The sequence below is a fragment of the Gilliamella sp. B2923 genome, from assembly GCF_026536565.1.
Lineage (GTDB): Bacteria > Pseudomonadota > Gammaproteobacteria > Enterobacterales > Orbaceae > Gilliamella.
On sequence record NZ_JAFNNZ010000001.1, the window covers coordinates 34,711 to 56,535 of the forward strand.

Genomic DNA, 21,825 nt, shown 5'->3' on the forward strand with positions numbered 1-21,825 from the left:
TCCTAGCGAACTGACGCAAATATCTATTAGCGAATGTGAGCAACGTATGGATTATTTAAAACTTACTCGATTAACTATTGATGAAGCTGCATTTATATTGATGAATTTGGAGCCAACAAACAAAAAAAATTTTTTTGATAAATTTCCTGAAAAAATTGAAGAGTTGGATAATAATATTAATCAGATATGTTATGCAATAAGAATCAAAGAAATTATTCCTTTATACTATTACATGATTAAACGTGATAGTAATGGTAACCTTATTGATCAAGGGGAATATAACGAAACAACTAAAGACTGGCCTATAGCTTCAGACCAAACAATTATTTTTAAAAAAGATTTATTTGAGTGGGCAAGTAAATCAGGTTTTATATTGAAAAATAATAAATATTTCAAGTTTTGTGAAACTAATAGTGATAAAGATGTTTTTTTAGATGCCATTGATAAACATGAATTTCAATTTATTTCTATTGTAGAATTGTTTCATCACCTCTCTTATGCCTATCCTGATGTCCAAACTGATAGATTAGCAAAAGCATTGAAATTAAAACTTATGCAAAAAAACATCCCTATGCTAAAACTATACAATAAAAAAATTACGGGTGAAATTGTAGAAGCAGAATTTTTGAATCTAAATGATATTCTTTTAGAAATTATTGTTAATAATAGCATTCCCCAAGTAGATAATAAACTAGATAAGATTAATGGATATAATTACTCTAATATTGGTTTTTTGAGAAATGATATCAAAAATCTTTTATCTGATTTAAATATTAATTTTTATACATCAGCTTCCTTTGGAACATTAACAAATAATATTAATTTTTCAAATAATAAAACTCAATATGAACAAATTATTTCTGAAAATGTAAGCTTAAAAGATGAAATTGTTTCATTAAAGCAGAAAATTGAGAAATTTGAGAAGACCAGCAATATTAATTGTGATAATTCTTCCCTTACTGATAATGATTTTATCTCACTAAAAGCGTTAATAAACATAATTACTAAGCAGTATCAAACTGATATTTCGGAAACTGGAAAAAAATTATTACTTATAATAAGAAAGTATAACATTTTAATGTACGAGTATACCTTAATATCTGGGATTGAGCCTTATTCAGTAGAATTTAACTCGAAAGCCAGAGAACTTTTAAATTTATTTGCTGAAGGAATTTGTATTGCAACTAAAATTAATAATGAAAATTATCGTTTGCCCATTAATGAATGGGATAGTAATACTCATCGTTTTCCTTTATATGACAAAGTTGCTATAGATAAGCTTATTATTCAAAAGTATCTTAACAAAGAAATGATTAGAAAAAGTGATAATATCATTTTACCTAAGAAGCAGACGTCGCATAATGATTTACAAAAAGATTTAGAACAAGCTAAGAAAGAAATTGAGAAACTAAAAAAACTAGTACCTATTTTACTCGGCACATATAGAAAAGATGACCCATTATTAATAGCAATCAAAATTAGGAATAAAGAATGGTCTAATTATAATGAGCAAGATAGAAGAACTAGACCTACACAAGATGCTATTTGTGAAGATTTAAAAACCAATTACAATGTTCAAACAGACCAACTAGCCAAAGCAATAGAATTAGTTTCATGCCCAATTAATAGAAGTAAGTAACTTTTACTATTATAGTAATAAAACCAGTAATACCAATGATTAAGTAACTGACACAGTTCCTTTTTTACTATTACTGTAACCCCTAATAGGGTTGCTATGATAGTACTTTAATGTGATTTAATCATTCCAGTTCAACAAAAAACGGAGTGATACACATATGAACAAAATATTAATTACAATTATCAAATTTTTAGCTTATGCAGAATTTAGAATTAAAAGATTCTACTATAATTTAATCAAAACTGACCTATTAGCATCCAAGCCTATTTTTGTAGGCATTCCAAAGTTATGCTTTTTTGATGAGATTTATTCTTGGCTTGAATCTCGCAAAGTAGAACGTCGCGAGGTGGCATAATGGAAATAAAGCAAAACCCTTTATATAACGAAATAGTAAAGGGCTTAGATTGGAACTTAGACTACTCCAATCATAGTCAATCTTGCTATAAATGTCCACATAAAAAGATAACCATTTAGTTAATTATTTAAGAACAAAGCGCATTTTTGCGCTGACGGTATCCCCTTGCCTAAATTTAGCTAAATGGGGAATAAATAGCCATATTTGGAGATAAAAAATGACAGATTTTAATAATTTAGTACCAGTAATCGAAACGCAATTAAACGGCAAATTACAGCAAACAGTTAGCGCAAAAGATTTGCATAATTACTTAAAAGTAGGAAATGATTTTTCAACATGGATAAAGGGAAGAATAAAAGAATACGGGCTTATTAAAAATGATGATTTTTTAATGTTTGATTTGTCAGAATTCAGGAGTCAAAGTACAAATAACAATCAACAAATAAAATGGACAACTAAGCGATATGGAGATTGTAAAAGTACAGATTATATACTGACAATTGGAACAGCTAAAGAATTAGCAATGATTGAAAACAACGAGAAAGGTAGAGCGATTAGAAAGTACTTTATCCGTTGTGAACAGCACTTTAAAGAAATTACACCAGTAATCGAGAAGAAAGAGCTTAAGCGGTTAAAAGCACGCATTGAGGTGGCAGATTATACCCGTCCTATGCGTGATGCATTAACTTTACAAAGGCTATCACACGGTAAAGAGACTAAACCATATCACTACACCAATGAATTTAATATGATTAATGGTATTGTGCTTGGTATGTCTGCAAAGGATTTTAGAAAAGCACATAATATCACTGGTGATATTCGCGATTATCTTAATGAACAACAGCTTAATCACCTAGCCTACCTAGAAAAATCAAATATTACTTTAATTGATATGGGTTGGAATTACAAAAAACGAAAACTAGAGCTTATCAAGCTATCAAAAAGCTATATGATTCGGTTATTGGGCGATGAAGCATTATGTCCCTAAAAGCTAATTTAAACTATTTGAAAGCCCTAGCAATAGGGCTATGGCTATCTATATCCCATAAATAATTGCTTAGTAGATCATTATGGCACGATTCGCGCTATCTAAAAGGTGAAACTTTTCTTCTTAGTTGGCAATTAAGATTTTCCTACTATCAATAGCCAATCAGATAGCTATTTTTTGGGAATAATTTAATTTTTCGATGTTTTTGGCAAGCAAACTTTAGTTTTCAACGCGTTGACTTGTTAAATCAATATTATGGTAATAAACTTGCGATTAATCTACTTACAGATAAATTTACCACTATAAAGATAATGCATGGCAACCAATCAGCGATAAAGTGTTAAAGCGAACATTAGTCGAGTTATTTACCCAATCAGGCAAACCATTTAGCCCCTTAAGGATAAGCTCAGTACTTGAATCGCTCAGGCTAAAAATACCTATAATAGGAATACCTCAAAAAGATTTAATCTGCTAAAGAAAGATTACACAAGCAACTACAATCAGAGGAAGCGACCGCGATTAAACGCGAATCTGACCATCTTTTAGTTTTTTATCTTAATGGGATGTTTATAAGCAGTTTGAGAATTCCCTCCTTCAATCCAAGAAGATATTTGTATCATGCTTATATTAATATATACACAATATAGACTTAAACAGCCCTTTAGCTTAGACAATAATTTGGCTAATCCCTTGGTTATTAAATAAAAAAGTACATCCATAAAAGAGCAAAAGAACCGTCAAAAAAATAGTAATGAAGATTGACTTTCCAAAGCTGAAAAAATAAGTTAGTGACTCAAATTTTATTGTTAAATATAAAATAGTAACGGGTTTTATTGTTAATTTGCATCTTAATATTCAATCTTATATGCTATTTTCTTATTGTTTATGAGGAGGGCCAAGTGAAAAATTATTGTTATTTTTTATTATTTTTATTTCTTACGGGTTGCGATTCATCTCATCAGCCTTTCGATCGATTTAAAGCATTTGAATCATCTCCCCCTATGTTTGCTCCTGTTTCACATTATATGAAACAACAAACAATAAAAACCGAAGTCGATGGAAAATTAGATAGCATACAAGTGTTTAAGTATACTAAGTCAGGAGATATCCTATCAGCTAATGGTAATTATACAAACAGTGATGTATTTGGAATTTCTTTTGAATACGATTATGAGAAAAACAAATTTAAACTTTACAATCATTTATTTAGAGTAAACATAACTGATGGGAATTTTATAAGAAATCATAACAACCAAATTATAGAATATACAGGCGATAATGATCATCAAATTTTTAAAAATGACTCAAAATATAAAACAATAAATAATTATCAAGATAAAAAATTGATTCAATCTCTTACAGAAGTTGGAAAGATAATAAATAAAGTAAGTATGTACTGGGAAAATGATTTACCTATTAAGAGTGAATCCCTACTCTATAACTCCAATGAATTGAGGATAATCAATATAACAGACTATTTGTACAATGAAAAAAAACAGATAGAAAAGATGATACTAACAATAGTAATGGGTAATAAAAAAATAGTTGGCTCAGAAACATATTTTTATGATTATAATGAATATGGAGACTGGATTAAATCCACCACAATTAGAAAAAATCAAGGCTCAAATAAAAAGGTAACCACAGTAAGAGACATAGAATACTGGTAAATAATAATTATCTCTGTACAGCTATTTTTTATTTAGTGAACGCTTTTTATAAAATTTTATTTTATGGGGGTAACGTAAAAGTCTGCAACTTTTCAAATGGACACCGCCCTCCACTCAAATTTTTACAACGTTAAAATTTCAAAATCAATTTTTAGCTTTTCAACTTGGCAAGATAAAAATGCTTAATTTATGAGTCATATTTTGTTTTAGGTATACAATTATGTTTTATGGTTTTTTGTTGTTATATTTTAAAGGGTTTTATTGATATAGTTAAGTTTCCCTTGCCTCATCAATTTAAGATTTAATCATCTTTTAAATTCTACTTAGTCAAAAGTTCTCAGCGCGCAAAACTTATTTTACCTCCATTCTGTGGTATTACCTATTGCAGGTGTGGGTTTATTTTTTTCTATTTCGGTATGGATCACGGTAATATAATCGGGAATTGTTGGCGCTTCACGGTAGAAGGCAACCCATTTTACTCCGGCAGGATCTTTTCGGTTAAATTCGTCGGTGGTAACATCGATATAAAAGTCGGGTTCGTTCATTGATTTATTATTAAAGAACATCTCCATATATTCTTCTTCCATATCCACGTTTTTGGGTTCTGGATAGCCAAGGGTAGCAAAGATTTTATCAGCTTCTTTAGAGCCACCACCTAGTATGTTTTTATACAACCAAAATAAAAAAAGAAAAATTAACCCATGGAATATTAAAGAAGTCCCAATAAAAATAGCAATAATCCATAATATCTGTGTTAAACATAAATAGAGAATCAAACTACCAATAAACATACATAATGTAAAAATTCCAGCTCCTTTAAAAGCTTTTTTACTACTAGCTTTAGTCCCTTTCATAGCCCATGGATATAACCATAGGCGATGATCAATCGGTCGACGTAAGGCGTAGGCATAATAGCTACCGCCTTCTAGCGGTTCAACCACCACTTCAACTTGATCTCCATTGCGAAAAAAAGCCCGACAAAAAATACCTTGCACCGTTAAATGACCAATTTTACAGCGAAAGTATTGTACGCTATTAAGATAGTCAACGGCTTCTTCTTGATCAGTAGCCATACCGATCTGGCTGGCGGCTTCGGTGGTGTTACCGAATGCTAATTGTCCTAGTACTGGCAAACTGGCAAGCGTGCCTTTGCCAAACAGACTTAAATCGGTGTCGATAACTTCCAATTCGGTTATTTTGCCGGTGATAATTTGATAATAGTTGCTAGTTTCTTTGTTCATACTTTGGCTTACTGTCTTGCTGTTCTGTATTATTGAATGATGATATGTAATTTTGTAATTATTCATGAATATTATATTTTCGTTTGATTTCGGCTAACTCATCTAGCGTTGAAGCATTAAACGCTTCAACCATCCATTCAGGCCAACCTTGTCCTTTAATAATCTCTTTTTTGAATTGGGTTTCTTGTTCCCATTTATATTTGCCGTCATTAAAGCTGATTAAATCGTTCGCACACATAAAATTATTGACCCAACCCCAGACCTGATAACTACCAATGCCATTGCGTAGCGGATCTAACATAATATGATCAATGGTTTTATGGGTATTGGGTTTGCACACCATTAAAATGGTGGAGTTGAGGGAATATCGGGAAAAGTTATGCACAACCACCCCGTGTAAATCGGTCCAATCGTATTCTTTAATACGTTTTTTATTGGGGTGTAAAAAAGTTAATGGATTGCGTAATACCTTAAAATTGAAAAAATAACTTTCATTGACGTACACTTTACCGGTTTTACGGTTGAAAATAATGGGGCTTCCCCGACGTGTAAATAGATTCTGATAAATTTCAGGAATAGATACATAGATTGCAAATAACGAAATAATCTGTATGAAAATAATTAAAAACAGTATTGAATCTTCTTTTTCAGTATAGAAATCTATCATAAGTAAAATACAGACATAAATAACAGGTATCAAACAAACAAATACTATTAAAAAAATACATAAATATAAAAACTGATTAGATAATGTCTTACGAATAAAAGCACAAAAATTATCATTAGCATACAGTAAACGTTCATCGGCTCCGGTTAAATAATTACCGCCTTTAACTAAATCACCTATCCAACCAGAGATTTGGGGTTGATATTTTGATGGCATGTTAACTTCTGATTCCTTCTTTTATTTGTTTTACATCCTAGCTTGTTATCACGCATTAACATGGTGCTTTTGTTTGATTTCGGCTAACTCATCTAGCGTTGTAGCATTGAATGCTTCAACCATCCATTCAGGCCAACCTTGCCCTTTAATAATCTCTTTTTTGAATTGGGTTTCTTGTTCCCATTTATATTTGCCGTCATTAAAGCTGATTAAATCGTTCGCACACATAAAATTATTGACCCAGCCCCAGACCAGATAACTACCAATGCCATTGCGTAGCGGATCTAACATAATATGGTCAATGGTTTTATGGGTATTGGGTTTGCACACCATTAAAATGGTACTATTGAGGGAATATCGGGAAAAGTTATGCACAACCACCCCGTGTAAATCCGCCCAATCGTATTCTTTAATACGCTTTTTATTGGGGTGTAAAAAAGTTAATGGATTGCGTAATACCTTAAAATTGAAAAAATAACTTTCATTGACGTACACTTTACGGGTTTTGCGGTTAAAAATAATGGGGCTGCCTTTACGAGTGAAAAGGTTTTGGAATAAACAAGGAACAACTATTGCGTATAAAGCAAAAATACAAGTGATTAAACCGATTGTAATAATAATGAATACAGTTAGATCTTCTTTCATTGTGAACCCTAATAGAAGATGACATAATTTAGCGCCAAAAAAAAGAATTAGACTACTTACACATAGCAATATGAAACATAATGAAAGATAAAAAAGTTGATCGAATAATGTTTTACGTATAAAAACGCAATAATTATCATTAGCATACAATAAACGTTGATCGGCTCCTGTTAAATAATTACCGCCTTTAACTAAATCACCTATCCAACCAGGGATTTGAGGTTGATATTTTGACGGCATTGTTTTACTCCTTATTTTATCTTATTTTTTTTGGTAATGACTAAAGGCACATCTTCACGATTATTATATTGAATAATTATATGATATTTTGGAATATTAATTGCACCTATGGTACCAGCCACCCATTTATTTATAATTAATTCATTTGCTAATGGCGTATCATTATCGGTTTTTTCAACTATTTTGCTAGTCATTGATGGGTTTAATCTAAATTCGTCAGGTTCATCAAGTTTATAGTAATCGGGTATCGGGCGTCCAAGAATATCGAGATTACGATCATATCTTTCAAAATAGGCGGCTTTATCAGTCCAGATAAGATTAAGATCGCCATAGTTTTTGCTGATTGCTATTAACTCTATTTTATGTGACGTAATATGGTACTTAAAGTCTATATATTTTTCAGATATTGGGTCTGGCTCGCTTTTTAGATTTGGGTAATCATTAATAAATATCCTAATTAGCGCAGTTGCGCTTTCGTTTTGATGGTATTTCGCAAAATTAGGAATATCCAAATAAAAATAGATATGTCGCTGAAACAGATTGGGGGAATCGGGCTGGGGAGACGTTCTTGGTGGATTATACAGCGGTTTTAAACGGATAAAGGTTTGAATATTATAGGTCATAACCGCATAGTCATTGAGCGCCAAACCAAAGCCACTATGAGTGTATAACTCGTCTTCGTGGTAAGCTTGATAGCCTAAATAGTCAAATTCTTGTTGTTTACCAAAGCAACAACGATTTAACCAATGTTGAATGTTTCTAAAGTTGTCATATTTTTTACTAGATTTAATAAATAAATCACCTATAAATATTGAACTTGCTCCTATAACTGCAGCAATAAATGTACCAGATAACAATATAATTGCACCAATTATCATAATAATAGCGCCAGAGGATCTCATTATGAGATAATTTTTATCTTTCATATTCCCCATATTAAATGCACTTTTTAACTCATCAAAAGCTTCGAGTATGGTAATTGCTGCTGTAAAGACACTAACTGTTTTAGATATCATCGAGTTCAATATGATTTTATTCTTTAAGCTTGCTATATCTTTTCCTGCGTTGATGCCTTTAATTAATTGCATATTGAGATGAATATTTTTATATTGATTGATTAAATCAACGCCAGTTAATACCAGTGAGACCAGCTCATTTAGCATTTGCATTCTTAAATTGGTTTCACCATTTCCTTCTTTAAATTCATCCCACTCTTCAAGTTTCTCGCTAATATTAATTAGAGTAATAGTGCCTAATATACCACTTACCGCCAGATTAACTGCAAGGTTTTTTCGACCACTTTTGATATTGCTGCTCGCTGATTTTATTGTAATTTTATTGTCTATATTAACTTTATTCTGTTCTATTTTATTTATTGCTTCTGCTGCTGTTGAACTTTGCTTTTCAATTTCAGCTTTTGCTTTGGCAATGGCTTCTTCACTGGTTTTTTCCAATATGTCAACGGTTGTTGCTCTTCCTTTATTGTTAACGTCTATATTTTCTAGCAATGTTTTTTGTTTATAAATTAATTGGAAATATTTTTTATAGTTGTTCTCTATAAATTTTTTTAAGTCATGTGGGCTTAATGTACCATTAGTGCTTTTGATAAAGTCCATAAACACGGTTTGACTGGCTTTATCAGGAAAGCATAATGTAAATCTTGCTTTTTTTGTTTTGGTTGATTTTGTATTGGTGACCTGTTCGTCGATTTCAATACTTTGTAAAAGTTCTAATTCATGAGGGTGATAGATACCTCTATTGTAAAATCCTCGATGCATTTGTGTTAATAGATTTTGGATTTTGACGATATTTTCAGGTCTAATCTGCACATTAATTTCAATCGGTAGCGCCCCTAACTTGGCAAGTTCATCAAAAGCATTTAGCCGCATCCAATGCGTTTCGATTGGTTTGATTTTGTTATCTTTTGACAGTATTGCTTGTTTTTTTAATGCAGTTCGATTAAGTAACCTTTCGCCCAATTCATTCGATGAAGTTGAGTTTGGGGTAGAATTGGCAATATTGGCTAATTCTCTATTTATCGCTTCAAGATTTTTATTCAATTCAATCAGATTTGCTTCATAACCCCGTATTTGGCGCCTGAGTTTATTTTGATTTATTGGATCATAATCTGGAATTTGTTTTTTTTGTTCAGCTAGTTCGTCTATTTTTTGTTTGTTTTGTTCAATTTTAATTTCAAGCTCGGTTTTATTTTTTTCTAATATTTCGATCTTTTTATTGGTGTCTGTTTCAATTTTATCTGTTACAAAAGCATTATAAACCGTCCCAAAGAAGTTAGTTGTTTTAGATAATATTTCTTCTGGCGTCAATAACTGATCATTTTCTAAATCGATGTAAACTGTTTCATTACGATCAATGCCTTTAGTGTTATGATATTCACTAATGTAATAAATACTTTCTGGATTACTTAGTAGTTCGTCCCATAATGCGTTATCTTCATCCAATTTTATTTCTGAATGAGTGGTATCGAGTAACATATTTGTCACTTGCGATAAATAGGCTAGTCGCGTTTCTTGAGTGCTAAAATCAAATTCACGTTGCCAGAAATGGTTGGTGTTAAGGCTGCGCGGTTGTTTTTCACTAAATTTTGAGGTTAAGCCTTCTTTGCCGAATAACCAACGTGCATACGTAAAATAGTCTATCGACCACTCTTTATGGTAATTCACTACTTCTGTATATGCTTCTTCTAATTCACCATTGAATTTTTTTATTTCATTTAGATTGATGCAATTATCAAAATCCTCAAGCTTTTCTTTTTTTTCTGAACTCAAATGACCTATTTTATTATGCATTCTTGTCGATTGAGGGATTCCATTATAACCATCTTTGTCTTGCCCCGAATTTTTTAAATTTTCAATGCTTTCCAATGCTCTTGCTATTTCTTGATCATAAACGGATACGATAGATGAACGATATTGTTCTATTAGTTGCAATATCATGCGTTTTTTGAACATTACCGGTTTATAATAGTTAAATTGTCGTTGTAACTCAGGATTAATGGTTTTGAACATGTTTTTCGCGCGTTGCTCGTAAATTTTGGTTTCGTGTTCTAAACTTTCAAAACTATCAATCTGCTGTTCTGCTAACGATATTTCGTTTTGTGTTAAGGGGGTTTCATTAAATATATGCAGATGCACAATTCGCTGCGTGTTAAGTTCTTCGGCAATGCCAAACGTGTCTTCTAATACGACTCCACACGATATTGGTTTCGATCCTTTATATAACTGGCTAGTATGCCTTGCAAATTGCTGTTTTTGTTGTTTAAAACTATTAAAGGGATGCGCCGATTCAAAGAAAGGTAATTTATTATCATCAAAGCGAAATTCTAATACTTTGCTGGGCGTTTCGGTATTACTTACCTGCCCAAAGATATCTGTAAACGGGACGGCGCGGTTACCAGTTGCTTCTGACGGTGAGTGCGCTAGGTTAGTTATATCAATTCGTGTAAAACGGGATAATACTTGATTATCTTGCTCTTTTAAATAATTTTCAATCACGGTTTTACTCCACGGTTGCGAACAGTACGCCACCCATGCTTGAGTATAGTGTTGTTGTAGATTGATAAATGCTGCCGGAATAGTGTGACAGGCGTTTTTACAGGCCTTTGATATCGGTCTTGGCTCGGTATGAGCAAGTTCATGGTTGTTTTTTAATCTTAACGCCCCTTCAATACATTCATAAGTATGCATTATTCGACTATTTATATCTTCACCTTGTTGTTGCATAACATAGATGTAACCGTTTCGTAAAGTCCGTAAAATATAACCATAATCTTGCAATTCTTCATTTGGCATACGGGATTTAAAATTTAATTTTTTTGCATAATTCGCCAAATCTTGATAATCAACATTCGCCTTGAGCGTTTTATGCTCTTTCATTTTTATTACTGCTTGACGCAGCAAAAATACCGGTATTCCTGTACGACCACACGCAAGGCAATTACCACTGGCTTCATTTTTATTTTCTATGGCGATGTTTTCTGTTCTTTTCATCTTATACTCTTTAATTCTTTCTTTTTCCATTATTCTGTTAATGGGTGGATTTAGATTTCAAGGTTAATATTGGCGTCAATGACATGTTTAGACAATGTACCGGGTGACTGTTGTGCTTTAGGGATTTGTTCAAGAACTTGTGGATGTGTTGTAAATACATGCTGGTAGCGTAATCCATTCAACCCCCAAAACAGAATATCGGCAACATCGGTTAAGCCTAATTTGTCAGCTTGCTCAATCAGTTGTGTTGCTTGTATGATTACCTGCTTTTCAAGTGGCACATTTTTTTGTTCTTCAAATTGTGTGCGGTTATTTGCCCATGCATTAACAAGGGTGCGAATGACCCTTATTTTTTTTAAACGCTCACAGTATTGAGTGTTCCATTCTTTTTCTATTATTGGTTTGTCGTCGTTTGTATAGCGAATAAATTCGCCGTTGTGAATTGACGGATAGTAATAGTTTTCAATTTGTGAAAATTGGGCTTTTAGCCATACGTTATCTTGGTCTGAACCGGATTCATGTAAAAATTGCATTCGAAAAGGCTCAAAGAAGGGATAATAACGTTGTCGCAATGTTTTAGCGATGTTATTACCAATATTAATAATCTGTTTTGCCAGTATTGATGGTTTAAGGTCAGTGACGATAAATGCACAGATATAACGTTTAGACCAAAAACATTCGACTGTAGCTTGCATCGTAATTTTGTCAATTATTGCCTGTTCTAAAAATTGATAAGGTTCAGCAAGCATAACCAGTGTCGGACATACACTTGGATCATAATCTAAATCCGTGCGCAAAACCGTTGTAAGTTTTCTTTCGCCAAATGATTTTTCTTCACCGTATAAACTCTGCAACCCTTTATGTGATAATGGACTGACCGAATTTAGAACGACTAAATTATCAACTAGAAGATAGCGATATTTGTTGAAACTGGCTCTTTTATTTAATTCTGTAAGCATATTTAATCCATTTCGGAACAGCGTTTAACATCTAAATCACTTGATTTTAATTGAATTGTTTTGGTTTCAGTCGCTGGTGACATTTTTTGCATCGCATTACATTTAAGATAGATATTATCTTGGGTGCCTAACTCAATACCTGCTTCACTTATTTTGATATACGAACCACCGCAAATAAGCTTGATCTCTTTTGCTGCAGAAAAATCGACATGACTGTTAACACTATCAATTTGAATATCTTGTTTTGCCGCTATCGCTATTTGGTCGGTTTGGGCTTGTACATCTATATCACCTTGATTAGCAAATACTTTCATCCCCGATTTTTGTGCCAAAAGGCTAATAGCTTCAGGGGTGGAAAGGGTTATATTTTTCAAAGCAGTAATATCAGTTTGATTTGCCGATGTGGTGCTTAGGCTATGAGCAGTAGTGAGTTGAATATTTTCTGGGCTGGTTAATGCAATACCTTCTTGTGCATAAGTAAGAATTCCCGGTTGTGACAGGTTGGTTACTGCACTTTGTAATTGTTGTTGTGAATCTATATCCGCTGCATGGCTTTGTGCTTGTTCGGCCACATTTTCAAGTGCTTTAGCAATCGATAAAGCATTTTCTAATTCGGTAATTGCCCCTTGCATATCAAGCTGTTTACCTTGCGCTTTGGGTTCGGTTTGTGTAGTGAGATACAATCCTCGATTGGCAGCAATTGCTCCCCATTCATCAGTTCGAAGTTCAAAGCCTTCTCCTCGCTGTTGTTTTTGCTGATCCACTAAATGACCCAAATTGAGTTGGGTCTTGCCATATTCGGTGGCAAGTTTGATATGTTCTTGCCCCCGTTTGTCATCCATGCGTAATTTATTATTGGTTGGGGTGCGAATGACATTGCGATGTTTATTGATTGTAGTCACATGGTCATGATGAGTACTGTTATGCATGACGTTTGCAATATATGGTCTATCCGGATCGCTGTTCATAAAGGCAATGGCCACTTCTGTACCGTCAATAAGTGGAAAGTGGAAACCATAAGTGTTTCCCGCATAAGGTTTTGCCAGTCTAACCCATAAGCTTTCTTTACCATTTCGCCATTTTTTAAGGTCAAAATTGAATTTTACTCGGTAACGCCCTTGGGTATCGATATATCCATAAGTATCGTTATCCGGGCTGGTTACCCGCGCCGGTAGCGTACCGGCGACTTGTGGCCAATCAAGTGGTGTTGGGCGATAAGGTTTAGAAATATTATATGGAATAGCTGTAAAGCTTTGTTCATAGGCATCACTGCGAGAGCCGCTACCTGTCACGCTGGTAATTAAGATACCTTCATCAATGTTTGTTAGCGGATTATTGTTAATACAAATCAGTTGCCCGGGTACTAAGTGATAACAGTTTGTTTTTCCGTGGATAATAATTTGTTGACTGATTGCATGTTGGTGGCGAATACTTGCATACCAGTTACCACTTTCAGTTTTGTTATCCCCACTGATTTCTTCACCATCATCTAATTGATTTGTATTGAGATCGTTATAATGCTCACCATAGCGATAATCTGTCCCATAAGTGGTCATGTCTTTCAGTTGGGTATTACTTTCACCGTGTAAATTGTTTTTTGCTTTACGGTAGTTGTAATCTTGCACATTCACCGAAGATTCAACAATTTTACTGTGCATGCTTATATCCCATACGCTTTCTTGCATGCTATCTTGAGTTCCACTTGGTCGTTGGTATTCAATATCGGCTACTTTTTCATAGCCTTGTTCATCATCGCTAATGATTAGTACATCGCAGTCGTGTTCGGCATGCGTTTCAAAACGAAACCAAATACCTACATCAGCCATTAGCCTTTGGATAAATTCAAGATCACTTTCTTCCCATTGGGTAATAAACTCCCTTACTGGGTATTGTTCTTTTAGTTCAAGCCGGTAATCTATGCCTCGTAACCCATGATTTCTAAGAACTTCCTCGACAACACTAACAATGCTTTGATTTTGGAATATTGCGTAATTGTGATTTAAGGCTAGTTTGGCTAATCTTGGTGATAATACAACTTGATAGTGAGCTTCATCTTTATTGAACGATAATTGGTTAAACTCGGTGATAATGCCAAAAATTTTGCGTTGGTTGCTATCGTTACCGTAGGTTAAATCGATCAGAGATTGAATTGTCGAATTAATCGTATTGTTAGTCGCAGGATTAAATGAGAATGAGGCATTCTTGTTCAAAAAAGTTTCATTCGATAGTGTTTTATCAGTACTGGTAAATGTAATCGTATAGCGCCATGGTTGATTTAATTGTTCTTCGCTTTTTACCTTTAATATAGAGATCGGTGAATTAAGTTCTTCTATGGTGAGAATATAGCGATTTTGTGCAACCGCACCCGATAATCCATTAATTAAGTGCTCACCAACTTGATTGATGATCTTATTTAAACCACTAGCCATGTGTTCTCCTACAAATTCCTTTTTTTAACTCAAGTTACTATGAGTTATGAATTATTATCGATTATTCCTTTAGCGTGTTGTTATTTAGATAGCTAATAAAATTGAGGTGATTTGGAGGCATTGATATAATATCAGTGGTATCAATGGTTAAACCTAATCATGGCAGGAAATAATAACGCTTATTTTTATCAATTTTATCGATATGCAATTACATCATGTGGGTAATTGCCATTCGGTGGTTTCTATTTCCTTACTCTTACGAGTAACTAAAATTTTTTAATTTTATTAAATTCTTTTCAACACTTTTTTAATCAGTAATGATAATCAAAAGAGTATATAAAAAAGACCATTTTTAATCAAATTTGCAATTTCTATACACTAATTTAACAAATGCGATGAAAATAAATAAAAATAATGGGTTATGTTAAATTCAGACATTGACTGTTTAAGATGAGTTTTATAGTCTAAAAGTTCGCTTTGATAGCGAAAAGTCATTTTTAAGCTCATAAGCCTTTAGTCAATTGATCTGATTTAGTCATAAATTTTTATCAAAGGTATAAAAATAATGATGAGCCAATAAATAAAACGTTGTTTTATGGCGTTTTGAATCGATGTTATTAGTAATATGGCGATCTGTTTTATACTAAAACGTATATATTTTCTGAAAGTTCTTGACAAGATTTTATTGACGAAATGAGATTGTTTAATTGAAAATGATTAAAGACCAAATCAATAACGATATGATTAGTGTTATAATAATTTTTACTTTCGTGGTGATTAATTAGGTTTTGCTCATTGGTTTGAAGTTTGGCAAAATAGTGAGCTTAACAAACAAGTATTATGCTCTTATTAAGTGGTTGGGGTAGTTTGATAACCCGTTAATGAGATACACAATCTTTTGTTAATTCAAGTAGGAACTAAATTAGGATGATTGGGCAAATTAAACAAAATATAAAAACAACACTTATCTCATGTTGCCTGAGTGGATTAGTCATATGTTCTGTGCCAATTTATGCAGATACTAAACCCGATACGATTTCAACTGAAACGCAAACGGAAGTTGATTCAGTGGAGCCATTAACACAAGATGATCAGATTGATGCGACTGATACAAGCCAACCCAGTGAAATAATTTATCACAAAACGATTTTTTCACTTTCTGGTGAGCCTAAATACCCTGATAATTTTGAACACCTAGATTATGTTAATCCTAATGCGCCCAAAGGTGGAGTAATTAAGTTTGCTGAAATAGGTTCATTTGATAATCTTAACCGCTTTGCAAGCCGTGGAGCGCCTGAGCGAAATTCGGGAGCGCTTTACGATACGCTTTTTACTAACTCTTCAGATGATATTCAAAGTTTTTATCCTTTAATTGCCACCTCTATTACCTATTCAGATAGTTACCGCTGGGCTGAAGTGACAATTAACCCTAACGCTCGCTTTCAAGACGGTCGGCCAATAACTGCGCGAGATGTTGAATTCACCTTTCATAAATTTATGACTGAAGGTGTGCCGTCCTATCGGGTTTTTTATGAAGGGGTAACTGTGCAAGCAATTGACACTTATCTTGTGCGCATTGAATTACCGGAAAAAGACCGTACTAAATTGTTGTCGTTCGCCGGTTCGATGAAAGTTATTCCTAAACACTTTTGGCAAGATCATGACTTTTCTGAGCCATTGAGTACTCCGCCATTAGCCAGTGGTCCATACTATATAAGTGATTATAAACTCGGGCAATATGTTGTTTATAAACTTAATCCTGATTATTGGGCAAAAGATTTGCCAATTAATAAAGGGTTAAATAATTTTGATGAAAAACGTATTGAATACTATATGGATAATAGTATTGCCTTAGAAGCTTTTAAAGCTGGTGAATATGATATACGTGAAGAGTCAGAGCCTAAAAATTGGTTTACTCAATATCAAGGGCAACACTTTGATGCTAAAAATATTATCAAGCAAGAACGCCCGGTTACCACGGCTACCAATACCAAATGGCTGGCATTTAACTTGCAAAAAGATCTGTTTAAAGATATTAGAGTTCGGCAGGCAATAACATTAGCTTTTGATTTTGAATGGCTAAATCATGCTTTTTATTATGACAGCTATAAACGCCCTTATAGTTTTTTTGAAAACACCATTTATGCCGCAATTGGTAAACCAACAGAGCAAGAATTGACATGGTTAATGCCGTATAAAGATATCATTCCGGAGCAAGCTTTTGATGATGCCTATTTTGTCGCGAAAAGTGATGGACAAGGTTTTAACCGTGATAATTTGTTAAAAGCAGCGGAGCTATTAAAACAGGCCGGCTGGGTAATAAAAGAAGGCAAACTAATTAATGAAAAGACCAACCAGCCATTTGAATTTGAACTCACCGCTTATGTGGGTGATGATGTTAAATATGCAATTCCTTTTCAGCAAAATTTAGCCCGTTTAGGGATTACCATGAAAATTAGTTTGTTAGATTCGTCACAGCATTTACGCCGTTTGCGTAAGCGTGATTATGATATGATGCCGCAAGTTTATTATGCAATGAATTATCCTAACTCTAATTTATCAGTTTATTGGGGTAGCCAATATCTCAATTCATCCTGGAATGGTTCGGGGTTACATAATCAAGCAATTGATAACCTTATTGATGCAATTAACGAAAACATCGATGATGAGAAAACATTAATTCCTTTGGGCAGAGCGCTCGATCGTATTTTAACCCAAGAATATCCTATGATCCCAATGTGGTTTAACAGTAAAACTTATTATGCATATTGGAACAAATTTGGGAAACCAGCGATTGAGCCTACATATGCGATAGGGATTGATAGTTGGTGGTATGATGCAGATAAAGCAGCCAGCCTGCCAAAAAATCGGGAACATTGATATGCTAAATTATTTAATCCGAAGATTATTACTGATTATTCCAACACTGTTTGTTATTTTAACAATTAACTTTTTTATTGTACAAATTGCGCCGGGTGGGCCGGTTGATCAAGCTTTAGCTTTAATCGAAATGGGACCACAGTCCGGACAAGGGTTACTATCTTCCGGAAATAGTGCGTCGATTCAATCACAGCAACCTAAAAACGAATCGAATTATCGCGGTGCTCGTGGGCTTGATCCGCAAGTGATTGCGATGATTGAAAAGCAATATGGCTTTGATAAACCGATATTAGAACGCTATATTGAGACGTTGAAAAAATATATCTTATTCGATTTTGGTGATAGTTTTTTTAAAAGTGAATCTGTGGTTGGTTTGATTATTAAAAGCTTACCTGTTTCTATTTCACTGGGGCTTTGGAGTACGATAATTGTTTATATTATTTCAATTCCTTTAGGTATTCGTAAAGCGGTAAAAGATGGCTCGGCGTTTGATTTTTGGTCTAGCACATTAATTATTATTGGTTATGCTATTCCCTCTTTTTTATTAGCGATTTTATTGATTGTGCTTTTTGCCGGTGGCAGTTATTGGGATATATTCCCACTAAGAGGGCTGATTTCAAACAATTTTGATCAACTTGATTTTTGGGGCAAAGTGAAAGATTACGCATGGCATATCTGTTTACCGACGGTTGCAATGGTTGTCGGAGGATTTGCTTCTTTGACCATGTTGACCAAAAATTCATTCTTAGATGAAATACGCAAACAGTATGTGCTTACAGCTCGGGCAAAAGGATTAACTGAAAGGAAAATTTTATACCGTCATGTTTTTCGTAATGCAACTTTACTGATTGTTTCGAGTTTTCCGGCTACTTTTGTTGGAATTTTATTTACCGGTTCGTTATTAATTGAGATTATTTTCTCGCTTAATGGGCTTGGGTTATTAGGTTATGAAGCCATTTTACAGCGAGATTATCCGGTGATCTTTGGTTCACTCTATATTTTTACCTTAATTGGGCTTCTTACTAAATTAATATCTGATTTATCTTATATGATTATTGATCCCCGTATTGACTTTGAGGCACGCAACTAATGACCAACAACTATTCTATTAATCGACAACGTTGGCAACGATTTAAACAAAATCGTCGTGGTTATTACTCATTTTTGTTATTTGCCTTGTTATTTTTAATCAGTCTATTTTCAGATTTTATTGTGAATGATCGACCGATTTTCATTAAATATCAAAATAACTATTATTCGCCAATTTTTCATTTTTATCCCGAAACCACATTCGGGGGGCAATTTGAGACACAAACTAATTACTTAGATCCGACTGTCCAAAAACGAATTGAGGATAACGGTTGGATTTTGTGGCCGCCTTTTCGTTTTAGCTACAATACCTTAATTTATGATACACAAAGGACATTCCCAACACCGCCTTCCAGCGCTCATTTACTGGGAACGACAGATGCCGGTTTTGATGTGTTTGCTAATATGTTATACGGTTTTCGCCTCTCAATGCTGTTTGCCATTTTTTTAACGGCGATAACCTCAATTATTGCAATTGTGATTGGCGCCATTCAAGGTTATTACGGGGGTAAGATTGATTTACTCGGACAAAGATTTATTGAGATCTGGAGTGGATTGCCACAAATGTTTATGATTATTTTATTGGCCAGTATTTTACCCCTTAATTTCTGGTGGTTATTAGGCATAACCGTTTTATTTGGTTGGATGTCATTATCGGGCGTGGTGCGTACTGAATTTTTACGGACGCGTAATTTTGATTATGTCCGTGCGGCTAAAGCATTGGGCGTAAGCGATAGAAAAATTATGTTTCGCCATATTTTACCTAATGCTATGGTGGCAACATTAACATATTTACCGTTTATTTTATGTGGGGCGATTACGACGTTAACTTCGCTCGATTTTTTAGGCTTTGGTTTACCTATCGATTCACCGTCACTAGGGCGATTACTGTTACAAGGCAAAAATAACCTACAAGCTCCGTGGCTAGGTATCAGTTCTTTTTTAATTATTGCAACTTTGCTTTCACTATTAATCTTTATTGGTGAAGCAGTAAGAGATGCGTTCGATCCAAACAAAGGAGTGTGCTAATGAGTTCTCCTTTATTATCCGTCCATGATTTAAGCATTGCCTTCAAACGTGGTTCACGCATTGAATCTGAAGTTGTCAAAAAGGTCAGTTTTGATATTCATGAGCAAGAAACATTAGCATTAGTTGGCGAGTCCGGCTCCGGTAAAAGTGTTACCGCATTGTCGATATTACGTTTATTGCGTAAAGAGCAGGTGACTTATCCAACCGGCGATATCAGATTTGAAGCGCAATCATTGTTGAACGCGCCAGAAAAACAGCTACGTAAAATTCGTGGTAATCAAATCAGTATGATTTTTCAGGAGCCTATGGTCTCACTTAATCCATTACATACTGTTGAGAAGCAGCTTTATGAGGTACTGGCGTTACATCGTGGAATGAGTCGAAATGTCGCTCGTTCGGAAATATTACAATATCTTGACAGGGTAGGTATTAAAGATGCTAAAAGTAAACTTTCATCTTATCCTCATCAGCTATCCGGTGGCGAAAGACAACGTGTCATGATTGCAATGGCAATATTAACTCATCCTAAATTGTTAATTGCCGATGAGCCAACAACCGCATTAGATGTTTCAGTACAGGCACAAATTATTCAGCTACTTAAAGATCTAAAAAATGAACTCAACATGAGCATGTTGTTTATTTCACATAATCTAGGCATTGTTAAAAAATTAGCTGATAAAGTTGCTGTGATGCAACATGGTGAAATTGTTGAATATAACAATAAGCATCGTATCTTTTTACGACCTAAACATGAATATACTCAAACATTGCTAAATTCTCAGCCAAGTGGTGACCCCGTTCCGTTGCCTGAAACGCCGGGTATCTTGCTTAATGTCAACCATTTGGATGTTGAAGTTGTTACCAAGAAACAGTTATTTACCAGTCAAAAAAAGAAAATTGTCAACAACATCGGTTTTGCGGTACATCAAGGCGAAACAGTTGGAATTGTCGGTGAGTCTGGCTCCGGAAAAACCACGACAGCTTTGGCCGTGTTGCGACTGATTAAATCTCAAGGTGATATTTTATTTGATAGTTACCCTATCCATAATTTGACCGGTAAAAAATTACTGCCTTTTCGCAGTCGTATTCAAGTTGTTTTTCAAGACCCGTTCTCGTCTCTCAATCCTCGGTTTAATGTTGAGCAAATAATTAGCGAAGGGTTAACGGCTCATAAGAAATTAACTAAAAGTGAAATTGAACAAGCCGTGATTGATATTATGCAAGAAGTTGGGCTAGATCCGCAGATGCGTTTTCGTTACCCAACGGAGTTCTCAGGAGGGCAGCGGCAACGTATTGCTATTGCCAGAGCACTGATTTTACAACCGGAATTATTAATTTTAGATGAACCAACGTCATCATTAGATCATTCTATACAAAAGCAAATTATTAATTTGCTCAAATCATTGCAAGAAAAGTACCAGCTAAGCTACTTGTTTATTAGTCATGATTTAGCCTTAGTTTACTCAATATGTCATCAAGTGGTGGTGATGAAAGATGGCGAAATTATTGAACAAGGATCGCGTGAGCAGATCTTCTCTTCGCCAGAATCTGACTATACCAAGATGCTGCTTTCATTTTTGGACAAGCCGCCACGAAAAGTGAGTAAAACCCTAATTCATGGAGATAAGATTGAAAATGATGATCAATCGGATGATAACAAAACAGAATCAACGAAAGTCTCAGCCATTAACTGGGCCGATGCACTGTTAATGAGAAAGCAGTAATGTTAAATAATGATAAAGGGTTAGTTCTATAAAGTTAATATAAC

Annotated in this window: 14 protein-coding genes; 8 read left to right on the forward strand and 6 right to left on the reverse strand. The window is 34.1% G+C overall.

Annotated elements, in window-relative coordinates:
* Positions 1 to 46: 46 nt before the first annotated feature.
* The 4 genes from J3U42_RS00165 to J3U42_RS00180 all read left to right on the forward strand — a co-directional run bounded on the left by J3U42_RS00165 (position 47) and on the right by J3U42_RS00180 (position 4,652).
* Positions 47 to 1,639 (forward strand): hypothetical protein, encoded by a 1,593-nt coding sequence (locus J3U42_RS00165; RefSeq protein ID WP_267334911.1) that lies wholly within the window; start codon positions 47 to 49, stop codon positions 1,637 to 1,639.
* 157 nt (positions 1,640 to 1,796) lie between these two features.
* Entirely contained in the window at positions 1,797 to 1,994 is a 198-nt protein-coding gene (locus J3U42_RS00170; protein WP_220218131.1) for a hypothetical protein, read from the forward strand.
* A 217-nt stretch (positions 1,995 to 2,211) separates the two neighbouring features.
* On the forward strand, positions 2,212 to 2,982 hold the full coding sequence (locus J3U42_RS00175) for an antA/AntB antirepressor family protein (RefSeq protein WP_220218130.1): 771 nt from the start codon (positions 2,212 to 2,214) through the stop codon (positions 2,980 to 2,982).
* 899 nt (positions 2,983 to 3,881) lie between these two features.
* A complete protein-coding gene (locus J3U42_RS00180) occupies positions 3,882 to 4,652 on the forward strand; it encodes a hypothetical protein (RefSeq protein WP_267334914.1) in 771 nt (256 codons plus the stop codon).
* A 356-nt stretch (positions 4,653 to 5,008) separates the two neighbouring features.
* On the opposite strand, the gene J3U42_RS00185 is transcribed toward J3U42_RS00180, so the two are convergent.
* The 6 genes from J3U42_RS00185 to J3U42_RS00210 are packed head-to-tail and all read right to left on the reverse strand — an operon-like array spanning position 5,009 to position 15,059.
* Entirely contained in the window at positions 5,009 to 5,893 is an 885-nt protein-coding gene (locus tag J3U42_RS00185; protein WP_267334916.1) for a putative type VI secretion system effector, read from the reverse strand.
* 58 nt (positions 5,894 to 5,951) lie between these two features.
* Positions 5,952 to 6,776, reverse strand: a complete 825-nt coding sequence (locus J3U42_RS00190) for a DUF6708 domain-containing protein (RefSeq protein ID WP_267334918.1) — start codon at positions 6,774 to 6,776, stop codon at positions 5,952 to 5,954.
* A gap of 48 nt (positions 6,777 to 6,824) precedes the next feature.
* Positions 6,825 to 7,661 carry a DUF6708 domain-containing protein gene (locus tag J3U42_RS00195; protein WP_267334920.1) on the reverse strand — a complete coding sequence of 279 codons (837 nt, stop codon included), beginning with the start codon at positions 7,659 to 7,661 and terminating at the stop codon, positions 6,825 to 6,827.
* Positions 7,662 to 7,672: 11 nt separating this feature from the next.
* Positions 7,673 to 11,671 carry a toxin VasX gene (locus J3U42_RS00200; RefSeq protein WP_267334922.1) on the reverse strand — a complete coding sequence of 1,333 codons (3,999 nt, stop codon included), beginning with the start codon at positions 11,669 to 11,671 and terminating at the stop codon, positions 7,673 to 7,675.
* 50 nt (positions 11,672 to 11,721) lie between these two features.
* Entirely contained in the window at positions 11,722 to 12,630 is a 909-nt protein-coding gene (locus tag J3U42_RS00205) for a hypothetical protein (RefSeq protein ID WP_267334924.1), read from the reverse strand.
* 2 nt (positions 12,631 to 12,632) lie between these two features.
* Entirely contained in the window at positions 12,633 to 15,059 is a 2,427-nt protein-coding gene (locus J3U42_RS00210) for a type VI secretion system Vgr family protein (protein ID WP_267334926.1), read from the reverse strand.
* A 927-nt stretch (positions 15,060 to 15,986) separates the two neighbouring features.
* Between J3U42_RS00210 and J3U42_RS00215 the strand changes: the two genes are divergently transcribed.
* From J3U42_RS00215 to yejF, 4 genes are read left to right on the forward strand one after another with little or no spacing between them, the layout of a single operon-like run.
* Positions 15,987 to 17,939 (forward strand): extracellular solute-binding protein, encoded by a 1,953-nt coding sequence (locus J3U42_RS00215; RefSeq protein WP_267334928.1) that lies wholly within the window; start codon positions 15,987 to 15,989, stop codon positions 17,937 to 17,939.
* 1 nt (position 17,940) lies between these two features.
* Positions 17,941 to 19,029 carry a microcin C ABC transporter permease YejB gene (locus J3U42_RS00220; protein ID WP_220218120.1) on the forward strand — a complete coding sequence of 363 codons (1,089 nt, stop codon included), beginning with the start codon at positions 17,941 to 17,943 and terminating at the stop codon, positions 19,027 to 19,029.
* The gene (locus tag J3U42_RS00225; protein ID WP_220218119.1) at positions 19,029 to 20,057 is read left to right on the forward strand and encodes an ABC transporter permease; all 1,029 of its coding nucleotides are present in this window, start codon (positions 19,029 to 19,031) and stop codon (positions 20,055 to 20,057) included. Before J3U42_RS00220 ends, J3U42_RS00225 begins: the two co-directional genes overlap by 1 nt.
* Positions 20,057 to 21,781, forward strand: coding sequence for a microcin C ABC transporter ATP-binding protein YejF (gene yejF, locus J3U42_RS00230; RefSeq protein WP_220218118.1), 1,725 nt, complete (start codon positions 20,057 to 20,059; stop codon positions 21,779 to 21,781). Before J3U42_RS00225 ends, yejF begins: the two co-directional genes overlap by 1 nt.
* Positions 21,782 to 21,825 lie beyond the last annotated feature (44 nt).